Below are 10,108 nucleotides of genomic sequence, written 5' to 3'. Positions count from 1 at the left end.
ACTCCCCAACACACCCCCCGCGCCTGGCGCTCGCGGGGCGCGGGCGCCCCCCCCGCCTCGGGTTGTGTCACGGTGCCCGCTCAGGGGGTGGTGTCGCGCTCCCAGCGGTAGAAGCAGTGCGCCATGGCGTCCTTGGGGCTGCGCCATGTCTGCGGGTCGTACGCGCTGACGTACGCCGACAGTTCCTCGCTGACGTTCCGGAACTCGGGGTGTCCGGCCACCTTCGCGATGGCGGGGCCCGGGTCCCGTTCGGATTCGATGAGGTGCAGGTACACGTCACCGAACTGGAAGAGGCTGCGCCGGTTGACCCCGATGAGGTGCGGGAGCTCACCCCGGTCGGAGGCGGCGAACACGTCGGAGATCGCCGGAGCCGAGTCGGGCGCCATGCGGGCGACGATCAGGGCGTGGTGCATCGAGTGTCCTTCCTGTGCCGGTTCGGGCGGTCAGCGGGGCATGGCCGCGGGGCTGCGGCGCTCACGGGCGACCTGCTCGATCCGGTCCCGGATGAGGGCCATCTGCGTGACGGAGTTGCGGTTGATGTTGTCCGTCATCCAGTCGTCGTCGACGGGGGCGTCGGGCTTCATCGCGAAGTCCTGCACCCAGCGCATGTGCGTGCCGGCCGGGGTCTCCTCGTACTCCCACCGGATGTCCATGTGCGCGAACGGTCCCGTCTCGACGCGGCGCGCCCGGACGGTCCGCGCGGCGCGGTCCACGGTGCGCTGCGAGACCCAGCTCCACACCTTGCCGTTGTCGTCCGGGTGCATGGTGAGGCGGAAGGTGGTCGTGTCGCCGTCCCGGGTCAGGACTTCGAGGGACGCGTACTCGCTGAAGAGCCGCGGCCAGTTCTCGATGTCGTTCGTGATGTCCCAGACGAGGTCGAGCGGGGCGTCGATGACGACGCTGTTGTCGGTGTGTCCTGCCACTTCAGGCTCCAGCCTTGAGGTTGTCGTTGACGAGGTCGAGGAACTCCCGCGGGGTCTTGCAGCGCTCCGCGTCGGGGGGCAGGGGCCGGCTGTACCGGTTCTCCAGTTCACCGACGATGCCGAGCAGACCGAGCGAGTCGAGTCCGAGGGTGCCGAACGGCGCGTCGAGGGACTGCGCGAGTTCGTGGGGGTCGACGGTGATCCCGGCCGCCTTCTTCATGAGCGCGGACAGTTCGTCGACGGTCACTTCGGTGGTGATCATGCGGTGGTTCTCCTCACGTGCGGCCCGGGTTACCGGGCGTGGTGACCGCCGTGTCGCACGACCAGGGCCGCGTTGGACCCCATGAGTCCCCTGCTGAGGACCAGGGCCGTGCGCAGTTCGGCGGGTCGGGCGTTCGACGTCACCAGGTCGAGGTCGTGGCAGATGTCGAACACGTTGGGGGTGGGAGGGATCTGGCCGTGCTCCATCGCGAGGACGGCGGCCGCGGTGTCCAGCAGGGGTGCCCCGCAGTAGGCCCGTCCGATGCCCGTCTTGGGCGCCGTTACGGGGACCCGGGTGCCGTGCGCCCCCAGGGCGTCGGCGATGGCCAGGGCTTCGGCGCGGTCGGCGGCCGGAACGCCCAGGGCGTCGGCGAAGACGACGTCGATCTCCTCCGGGGCGCAGCGCGCCTCGGCGAGGGCGCCCCGGATGGCGTGGGCGAGCCCTTCGCGGGACCTCTCCCACTGCGAGGCCCCGGTGAACGTGGCCGCGTGTCCGGCCACGAGGGCCCGGACCTCCGCTCCCCGCTCGCGGGCACGCCGTTCGTCCTCCACGACGAGCATGGCGCCGCCTTCCGCGGGCACGAAGCCGCAGGCTCCCTCGGTGAAGGGGCGGTAGGCGCGCGCGGGGTCCTCGACGGTGCTGAGTTCGGGGTAGCCGAGCTGGCAGACCATCGAGTAGGGGGCGAGCGGCGCCTCGGCGGCGCCGACGAGCATCGCGCCGGTGCCGCGCCGTACGCCGCGGGCGGCGTGTGCGACGGCGTCCAGTCCCCCGGCCTCGTCGCTCGCGACGACTCCACAGGGTCCCTTGAATCCGCCGCGGATGGAGATCTGGCCGGTGCTGGCTGCGTAGAACCAGGCGATGGACTGGTACGGGCCGACGAACTTGGAGCCCTGGCCCCACAGTTTCTGGAGTTCGCGCTGGCCGAACTCGCCGCCGCCGGAGCCGGCGGCGGTGACCACGCCGATGTCGTACGGGTCCTCGGGGCCGGCCGCTCCGAGGCCCGCGTCGTCGAGGGCGAGGACGGTCGCGGCCATCGCGAAGTGGCTGAAGCGGTCGGTCTGGACGAGGAAGCGTTCCTCGATGAGGTCCGCCGCGTCGAAGGCCCGGACCTCTCCCGCGACGCGCAGCGGCAGGTGTCCGCAGCCCTCGCGGGTGATGCCGTCCAGGACGGTGAGGCCTTCCCTGACGGACTTCCAGTAGGCGTCGGTGCGCAGTCCGTTGGGGGCGATGACACCGATGCCGGTGATGGCCGCGTTCCGGGGGCGCTGAGTGCTCATCTTGTCCTCCCAGCCGGCCCGGTCAGGAGCACCGCGGACTGGAATCCGCCGAACCCGCTGCCGACGGAGAGCACATTCCTGAGCTTCCGCTGGCGGGCGGTGCGCGGCACGTAGTCCAGGTCGCACTCGGGGTCGGGGGTTTCGTAGTTCGCCGTGGGCGGCACCACTTGGTGCTTCAGGGCGAGGACGCAGGCGACGACCTCGATCGCGCCGATCGCGCCCAGCGAGTGGCCCACCATGGATTTGATGGAGCTCATCGGTGTCCGGTGGGCGTGTTCGCCCAGGGACCGTTTGACCGCGGCGGTCTCGTGCCGGTCGTTCTGCCGGGTGCCGGAGCCGTGCGCGTTGACGTAGTCGATGAGGGTGGGGTCGAGACGGGCCTGGTCGAGCGTGCTGTCGATGGCCCGGGACATCTCCAGGCCCTCGCTGGTGAGACCGGTCATGTGGTAGGCGTTGCCGTAGGTGGCGTAGCCGCCGATCTCGCAGTAGATGTGCGCGCCGCGGGCCCGTGCGTGCTCGTACTCCTCCAGGACGAGTACGGCCGCGCCCTCGCCCATGACGAAGCCGTTGCGGTTGGCGTCGAAGGGCCGGGAGGCGTGTTCGGCGTCGTCGTTGTCGGGCGACGTGGCCTTGATGGCGTCGAAGCAGGCCATCGTGATCGGGGATATCGGCGAGTCGGACGCCCCGGCTATGCAGACGTCGGCCCTGCCTTCCTCGATGGTGTGGAAGGCGTATCCGACGGCGTCGAGTCCGGAGGTGCATCCCGTGGAGACGGTCTGGACCGGTCCCTGCGCCCCGAACCGTTCGGCGACGACCGACGCGAGCGTGCTGGGCGCGAACGCGAGGTGCAGTTTGGGGTCGGCCGCGCGATGGTCCACGTCCCACCGCCGGCCCGACTCGCTGACCTGGACGTAGTCATGTTCCAGACGGGTGGTGCCGCCGACGGCGCTGCCCAGGGAGACTCCGACGCGCCAGGGGTCCTCCCGGTCCGTGTCGAGGCCGGAGTCCTGGACGGCCTCTCCGGCGGCGACGACGGCGAACTGGATGTACCGGTCGACGTGTTCGATCAGCTCGGGGTCCAGGCCGTGCGCGAGCGGGTCGAAGTCGCATTCGGCGGCTATGCGCGAGCGCAGGCCCACCGGATCGAAGAGCGTGATGCCCCGGGTCGCCGTGCGGCCGCCTTCGAGGAGGTCCCAGAACGCCTTCGTCCCGGTGCCTCCCGGAGCGACCACACCGATGCCGGTGACGGCCACCCGGCGGGTCACTTTATGGCCCCACTTCGTTCGGACGGCTGTCCGTGGTGGCCGGGCGCGGCTCCGCCGGCCATGAACGCGGGGGCGGGTGCGGAGGCGTCGGCGGCCTCCTCCGTGTCGACGTGGCCGAGGCTCGGATGCGGGGCGAGCGGGCCCAGGTGGAAGACCATGCGGGCCTCCTTGCCGCCGACGTTGCGGAACCGGTGCCGCACGCCGATCGGGATCAGCAGACCCTGCTCGGGCCGGAGCGCGAGCGCCTCGCCGTCCAGGTCCACTTCGAGGGCGCCGCCGACCACGTACACGAACTCCTCGGAGTACGGGTGGTAGTGCTCGCCGATGCGCTCGCCGGGCTGGATGATGGCGAGGCCCATGAAGCCGCTGGTGGACCCGACCGTGGCGGGTGTGAGCATGGCCCGGATGTCTCCCCCGCGTCTGCGGTTCGGCTCCGTCTCGCTCAGGTTCACGATCTGTGGATGCTGTTTGGTCATGCGTGATACCTCCGGGTGTGGCAGGACGTCCGACGGGACGCCCGGGGACGCGGGCGGCGGCGGGCGGTCCGTCAGGAACCCGCCGAGCTCCGGTCGGTGATGGGCAGCATGTCGGCGTGCGACAGGAGGCGGTTGATGTTGCGTTCCGTCTCCAGGGAGCCTTCGACGCCGATCGCGGGGCCGTCGAGGAGGCGTTCCAGCTCGGCGGCCTTCTTGGTGCCCTTGAGGCCGAGGGAGGCGACGGGGTCGCGGTCGAGGTCGCCGGTGATGTCGATGAGCCGCACCACGATGTCGTCGCGCTGGAAGACGGTGCTGCTGTACACCGGGCTGTTCCTGTCGTCGGCCGCGGCCTCGTCCTGGTGGGCGAGCAGCCGGGCCAGTTCCATGCCGCGGCCCTTGCGTGCCGGGTAGAACAGCGCGTGCCGGGTCACCTTCGCGGGTTCCTCGCGGCCGGAGACCACGTGGTGCACGGCGGGGAGCGCCGCGCGGGTGAAGAAGACCCGGGCCGAGTCGGGGTCGCTCAGGTCCCGGTCCTGCTCCAGGTAGGGGTTGATGGCCTCCTCGACCGCCCGTACCTCGGGCTGGCGCGACACGTGGCGCAGGGCCGCGAGGAGGTCGCCCTCGACCTCCACGGCCCGTACGACGCGGTTGCCGTGCATGAAGAGCGAGGTGCGGCGCAGCCGGGTGGTGTCGTCGACCTGGGCCTGGGGGGACTCGTACCCGGCGAGGATCTCGGCGACCTTCGACTCGGATCCGGGCTTGACGGTGAAGGTGAGGGCGTGGCGCGCGACCCCGCTGCCCTCGCGGGCCTCGACCTGCAGGGCCGCCCTGGCCGACTCCGGGGTGAGCGGCTCGGCGGGGCTGGTCTCGCGCAGGATGCTGTAGCGCATCGACCGGGTGTCCCGGACGCAGCTGTGCATGGGCCGGACGGTCTCGACGTGCTCCTCGCTGTTCACCCAGGCGAGGAAGGGCGGGGCACTCTCCCACTCGCTGGTGATGAGCCACTGCGAGGGGTTCTCGATCGACTGGCAGAGCTGGTCGCTGAGGTGTCCTGGAACCGAGGCGACCTGGTTGCGCATGAGTTCGTACGCGTCGAGGAACTGCTGCTGGGCGCCTTCGTACAGGTCGAGCAGCAGGATCACCCGAAGCTTCGAGCCGTCGAAGGCCGACTGAGCGATACGTCCCGAGTTGGACATTGCGGCACACCTCTCCTTTTCGTCACGGAGTCAGGAACGACCGCGGTGTCCGAAACGCCGGGGCCGCCATGAACTGATCGTTGCCGCGCGTCCGGGACTCCGCGAGCCCCGCGGGTCAGGCGAGTGAACCGCGCGCCATCCGGGTGCCCCTGCCGCGCGAACCGGCCCGCACCGGGCATGGAAACTGCATCCCCATCCCTGACTCGCGTCGCAGGCGACGCTGGAGGCAATCGATGAACCGATTCGAAGGGGCCGGCGACAACGGTCTCCGCACGCCCGTCCTCATCGTCGGCGGCTCTCTGGTGGGCCTCTCGACCTCGCTGTTCCTGGGGCGCCTCGGGGTGCCGCACATCCTGGTCGAGCGCCACGCGGGCACGTCCCGGCACCCTCGGGGGCGCGGCAACAACGTCCGCACCATGGAGATCTTCCGGGTCGCCGGAGTTCAGCGGCGCATCGAGGAGGCGGCGTCGGTCCTCGCGGACAACCACGGCATCCTGCAGACGCCGACCCTGGTGGGCGACGCCGGGGAGTGGCTGTTCAAGGAGATCGACCCCGGCGGCGGACTGGCCCGCTTCAGCCCCGGCGCGTGGTGCCTGTGCAGCCAGAACGACCTCGAACCGGTGCTGCTGGCCAGTGCCCGGGAGCTGGGCGGCGACCTGCGGTACTCGACGGAGCTGATGTCGTACGAGCAGGACTCCGAAGGGGTGACGGCGAAGGTCAAGAGCCGGGAGACCGGCGAGCACACGACGATCCGCGCGGACTATCTCGTCGCGGCGGACGGTCCCCGCAGCCCCGTCCGCGACACGCTCCGCATCGGCAGGACCGGTCCGGGCGACCTGTTCCACAACGTGAGCCTCACGTTCACGTCACGCGGGCTCGCGGAGGTGGTCGGCGACCGCCGGTTTATCGTCTGCTATCTGACCGACCCGGCGGCCGACGGCGCTCTGCTGCCCGTCGACAACAAGGAGCACTGGGTCTTCCACGCCCCCTGGCACCCCGAACACGGGGAAACCCTGGAGGAGTTCACCGACGAGCGCTGCGTGGAGCACATCCGGCGGGCCGTCGGCGTGCCGGATCTCGACGTGGAGATCACCGGCCGGGCGGCCTGGCACGCCGCCGAGCGGGTCGCCGAACGGTACGCGCAGGGACGGGTGTTCCTGGCCGGCGACTCGGCCCACGAGATGTCCCCGACCGGGGCGTTCGGCTCCAACACCGGTATCCAGGACGCCCACAACCTCGCCTGGAAGCTGTCCGCCGTGCTGGCAGGCTGGGCGGGACCGGGGCTGCTGAAGTCCTACGACGCCGAGCGCCGGCCGGTCGCGGAGGCGACGAGCGCGCGCGCCTCGTCGCGTTCGGTGGAGCACAGCCACCCCGGATACACCCCGGAGCCCGCGGCGGTCGGGCGGGGCGGCGGCCCCGGCGGGAAGAAGGGCGGCATCCTGAACGTGGCGCTCGCCTACCGCTACCCGCGGGGCGCGGTCCTCGGCGCCGACCGGTCCGCTCCGGTCGTGCCCGACGGCGTACGGCTGACGGGCGAGCCGGGAAGCCGGGCGCCGCACATGTGGCTGACCCGCGCCGGCGCCCGGATCTCGACCCTGGATCTGTACGAGCGTTCCATGGTGCTGCTGAGCTCGGCGGACGGCGCCGGCGCGTGGCACGCGGCGGCGAAGGACACCGCCCGGCAGCTGTCCGTCCCGCTCGACTCGTACCGGGTCGGCGGCGGCCCCGAGGCGGACCTCGTCCCCGCGGGCGACACGGACTGGGCGCAGGTGCACGGCGTGAGCGAGGACGGCGCGGTGCTGGTCCGCCCCGACGGCTTCGTCGCCTGGCGCTCCGAGGGCCCGTCCAAGGACCCCCGGACGACCTTGCGCAAGGCACTGGTCGCCCTGCTGGACCAGGCCTGACCCTTCCGGGCGGTCGCGGGCCGTCCGGCGTCGGCCGGGCGCGGGCGCCCGAGGGGCACGGAGAACGACCGGAGGCCGTATCGGAATTCCGATACGGCCTCCGGCCTGCGACTTCGGAGCGAATGCTCCCGTCGGGACGACAGGATTTGAACCTGCGACCCCTTGACCCCCAGTCAAGTGCGCTACCAAGCTGCGCCACGTCCCGATGCGTCTCGCACGTGGTGGTCCACGTGTTCGCGCATCCCGAACCTTACCCCACGTCGGTGGACGGCCGCGCACACACGGTCATCGCCGCAGCGCAGCGGGGGGGTGGGGGTCGCCGCCCCGGGACCGGGTCAGGCGTTGGGGTCGAACGCGATGCCGGCGGGCTTGGCCTTCGACAGGTGGGAGTTGAAGTTGCCGTCCTTGAGGCCGAACACGGCACTGCCGAAGTTGTAGGCGCTCAGCTTGTCGCGCAGCCCGGCGGGGTAGCCGTTCCAGCCGACCAGGGTCGGGAACTGCCAGGTGTGGTAGTGGTTCTCCGGCGGCTCGTCGTTGGTGTTGGCGGGCCGGAAGCAGTGGGTGCCGATGCCGTCCTTGTGGTACACGACCTTGGGGTGCGTTCCGTCCCAGCGGATCTGGTCCCGGGTGTAGATGTTGAAGTTGCCGTGGGCCGACGTGGAGACGTACTTGGCCTCGTTGTCCTGGACCCACACGACGACGTGCTCCCAGTCGTTGCGGTGTCCGCCGAGGCCGCTGCCGACGACGGCCTGGTCCTTCTCCATGTAGAGGCCGTAGATGATGGCGCACCAGCCGTTGTTGCACTTCTCGCGGGAGTACCCGTTCGTGTTGTCCAGGTCCCAGGAGTCGCGGCAGTGGCCGTTCAGGGCCCCGGAGGGGTTGAGGCCGGGGTTGACGGTCCCGTCGGGGCCGATGGCGGGGGTCGGGTAACAGCCGTCGGTGTCGTAGTCGAAGGCCGGCTGGTACGTCGACTCCAGTGCGTCCGCGTTCCCGGGCAAGGCCGTGGGCGGGTCGGCGAGGGCGCTGCCCGGAAAGGCGACGACCAGCGCGACGGCGCTGCCGAGGACGAGCGAGACCTTGCGGATCCGCGAGCTTCTTGTCACTGCTTCCTCCAGATCGACCGCGGCGTGGGGGCGTGGCAGGCCAGGGCGGTCGTCTTGGCATGCCCAGGTCAGCCTTCCGGGCGGGCGCGGAAAACACCAGAGGTCGCGGATATCGGAGCGATGAAGGATTGCCCAACTAAAAGCGAGAGAAAGCCTGTTGGGACGGACAAGTCTCCAACCGGGGGTCACCTCCCGTGCCCGGCGGCCAAGTTGTCGGGAGCGCATGGGAGATGACCGCCCCGTGGCCGACGGGCACAAGAGGTGCCGGAACTACACGTGACCGTCGGCGAGCTTCCACTCACGATTCAACGCACCGAGCGGAATGGCACGTTGGAACACGGGCGTGCCGAAGACGGACAGTTGCATCCGCAGGGTGCCGGCCAGGTCGACACCGCCGTAGAGAGACCAGGCGCCCGTAGCGGTGGCGTCCGTCTTCACCGCGGATCCCGTCGTGGTCGTGGTGCCGGCCGAGCCCGCGGCCTCTCCCCGCAGGTACGGGGCCAGGTCGGCGGTGACACCGACGGCCCCGTAGAGGCCGACACTGGCCTCCGCGCCGAGGGCCGCCTTCACCCGTCCCGCCGCGCTGACGGAGGTACGCACCGGACTGCTCGTCATGTGCGACTCGTCGACCGGCGTCCACCCCCGGGCAGGACCGAAGGCACCTCCGGCCTTGAAGTCACCCTTGAGGTGCTGTTCCACGTCGAGCGTGACGATTCCGTCGGCGCCGATCTGGAAGTAGCAGGTCAGATCGAGGTTCACCACGACGGGAATCGGGCCGACCTGGAGGACGGGGTCGGCGTGCAGCTTCGCGAACGGCACCCGCCGGGGCTGCCCGGAGGCGGCGGCGCGACCCTTCACCGCCCACTGCGCGTCCCAGTCGCCGGAGACACCGAGGTAGGCGGTGCCGGGCCCGGAGTCGGTCACGTCACCGCCGTAGGAGAAGTCGACATCCGGCGCGACCTGCACGAACCCGGACAGGGAGGCCGACGTCGGCGCCCCGGGCGCCGTAGCCACCTTCGCGCCGACATCGATCCGCAGGCTGCCGAGGGGAACCTTCGCCCCCTCGGGGCCGACGTGGACGTCTCCGGCCTTCGCCCAGGAGACCCGCACGTCCGGCAGCAGTTTCTCGATGTCGAAGGACGCCGGGTCGACGGGGACGGAGCCCTTGGCGTCGCCGTCACCGAGCAGCGCGTCCAGGGTCGTCGGCTCGGTCTGCACCTCGGTACCGTCGCCGCTCTCGCCGATCACGTCGGTCACCCTGGCGAGGAGGCCGTCCGGGGCGCCGGGCGCGGGGGCGCTGGCGACGACGTCACCGACGGCCATACCGTGCGGCTCCGCCGAGTTCCCGGCGGACGGGGACGGGGACGGTGGCCGCGTCCCCCCTCCGCCTGAACCACCGCTGCTCGTACGGGATATGACGGCCCTTCGGGTCTTGCTGTCGTACGACGTCACCTTGAGGGCAGCCCGGTGCGCCCGGCCGCCCGGCGCACCCGGACGGGCGACGGCGGTCGAGGTGGCCGCCGCCTCGGGGGCCGCGGCGACGGCGAGCGGCCGCCCGGCGTCCTGGGCGGCGGAGGCCGAGGCCGCGGCGGGACGTGCGCGGTCGGCCCGGGAGGGCTGCGCCGCGGGTCGCGCGGTGCAGCCGGCGGCGCGGGAGGTGGCGGAAGGGGCGAGCGCGGGGCCGGCGGGCCGCGCGGGCCGC

The 10,108-nt window shown here is 71.5% G+C and carries 10 protein-coding genes and 1 tRNA gene; 1 reads left to right on the top strand and 10 read right to left on the bottom strand.

Annotated features, from left to right (window positions below; genetic code table 11):
• Window positions 1–80 precede the first annotated feature (80 nt).
• The 7 genes from ACFXGX_RS40860 to ACFXGX_RS40830 all read right to left on the bottom strand — a co-directional run bounded on the left by ACFXGX_RS40860 (window position 81) and on the right by ACFXGX_RS40830 (window position 5,399).
• Window positions 81–413, bottom strand: a complete 333-nt coding sequence (locus ACFXGX_RS40860) for a TcmI family type II polyketide cyclase (protein WP_384802767.1) — start codon at window positions 411–413, stop codon at window positions 81–83.
• 30 nt (window positions 414–443) lie between these two features.
• On the bottom strand, window positions 444–923 hold the full coding sequence (locus ACFXGX_RS40855; protein WP_384802764.1) for an SRPBCC family protein: 480 nt from the start codon (window positions 921–923) through the stop codon (window positions 444–446).
• A 1-nt stretch (window position 924) separates the two neighbouring features.
• Window positions 925–1,185 (bottom strand): phosphopantetheine-binding protein, encoded by a 261-nt coding sequence (locus tag ACFXGX_RS40850; protein ID WP_384802761.1) that lies wholly within the window; start codon window positions 1,183–1,185, stop codon window positions 925–927.
• A 29-nt stretch (window positions 1,186–1,214) separates the two neighbouring features.
• The gene (locus tag ACFXGX_RS40845; protein ID WP_384802757.1) at window positions 1,215–2,462 is read right to left on the bottom strand and encodes a ketosynthase chain-length factor; all 1,248 of its coding nucleotides are present in this window, start codon (window positions 2,460–2,462) and stop codon (window positions 1,215–1,217) included.
• Window positions 2,459–3,727: a beta-ketoacyl-[acyl-carrier-protein] synthase family protein gene (locus tag ACFXGX_RS40840; protein ID WP_384802754.1), complete on the bottom strand. Its 1,269-nt coding sequence runs from the start codon at window positions 3,725–3,727 to the stop codon at window positions 2,459–2,461. The genes ACFXGX_RS40845 and ACFXGX_RS40840 overlap by 4 nt, the downstream gene beginning before the upstream one ends.
• Complete coding sequence (locus tag ACFXGX_RS40835; RefSeq protein WP_384802751.1) at window positions 3,724–4,203, bottom strand: cupin domain-containing protein; 480 nt, start codon at window positions 4,201–4,203, stop codon at window positions 3,724–3,726. The genes ACFXGX_RS40840 and ACFXGX_RS40835 overlap by 4 nt, the downstream gene beginning before the upstream one ends.
• 71 nt (window positions 4,204–4,274) lie before the next feature.
• Window positions 4,275–5,399 carry a SchA/CurD-like domain-containing protein gene (locus tag ACFXGX_RS40830; protein ID WP_384802748.1) on the bottom strand — a complete coding sequence of 375 codons (1,125 nt, stop codon included), beginning with the start codon at window positions 5,397–5,399 and terminating at the stop codon, window positions 4,275–4,277.
• 233 nt (window positions 5,400–5,632) lie between these two features.
• On the opposite strand from ACFXGX_RS40830, the gene ACFXGX_RS40825 reads away from it, so the two are divergent.
• Window positions 5,633–7,303: an FAD-dependent oxidoreductase gene (locus ACFXGX_RS40825; protein ID WP_384802745.1), complete on the top strand. Its 1,671-nt coding sequence runs from the start codon at window positions 5,633–5,635 to the stop codon at window positions 7,301–7,303.
• A gap of 131 nt (window positions 7,304–7,434) precedes the next feature.
• On the opposite strand, the gene ACFXGX_RS40820 is transcribed toward ACFXGX_RS40825, so the two are convergent.
• The 3 genes from ACFXGX_RS40820 to ACFXGX_RS40810 all read right to left on the bottom strand — a co-directional run.
• Window positions 7,435–7,508, bottom strand: a tRNA-Pro gene (locus ACFXGX_RS40820).
• Between the two features lie 130 nt (window positions 7,509–7,638).
• On the bottom strand, window positions 7,639–8,406 hold the full coding sequence (locus ACFXGX_RS40815; protein WP_384802742.1) for an NPP1 family protein: 768 nt from the start codon (window positions 8,404–8,406) through the stop codon (window positions 7,639–7,641).
• 270 nt (window positions 8,407–8,676) lie between these two features.
• The coding region (locus ACFXGX_RS40810) for a hypothetical protein (protein ID WP_384802739.1) at window positions 8,677–10,108 on the bottom strand (1,432 nt) is incomplete at its 5' end.

The sequence above is a fragment of the Streptomyces sp. NPDC059371 genome, assembly GCF_042751995.1.
Taxonomy (GTDB): domain Bacteria; phylum Actinomycetota; class Actinomycetes; order Streptomycetales; family Streptomycetaceae; genus Streptomyces.
Note: the sequence above shows the minus strand (reverse complement) of the source record. Positions and strands in the feature narration are given on the sequence as shown.

What these genes read in the sequence shown, in the direction of transcription:
- ACFXGX_RS40860 (WP_384802767.1), bottom strand. Translation starts at nt 413, where the DNA reads ATGCACCACGCCCTGATCGTCGCCCGCATGGCGCCCGACTCGGCTCCG.
- ACFXGX_RS40850 (WP_384802761.1), bottom strand. Translation starts at nt 1,185, where the DNA reads ATGATCACCACCGAAGTGACCGTCGACGAACTGTCCGCGCTCATGAAG.
- ACFXGX_RS40845 (WP_384802757.1), bottom strand. Translation starts at nt 2,462, where the DNA reads ATGAGCACTCAGCGCCCCCGGAACGCGGCCATCACCGGCATCGGTGTC.
- ACFXGX_RS40835 (WP_384802751.1), bottom strand. Translation starts at nt 4,203, where the DNA reads ATGACCAAACAGCATCCACAGATCGTGAACCTGAGCGAGACGGAGCCG.
- ACFXGX_RS40830 (WP_384802748.1), bottom strand. Translation starts at nt 5,399, where the DNA reads ATGTCCAACTCGGGACGTATCGCTCAGTCGGCCTTCGACGGCTCGAAG.
- ACFXGX_RS40825 (WP_384802745.1), top strand. Translation starts at nt 5,633, where the DNA reads ATGAACCGATTCGAAGGGGCCGGCGACAACGGTCTCCGCACGCCCGTC.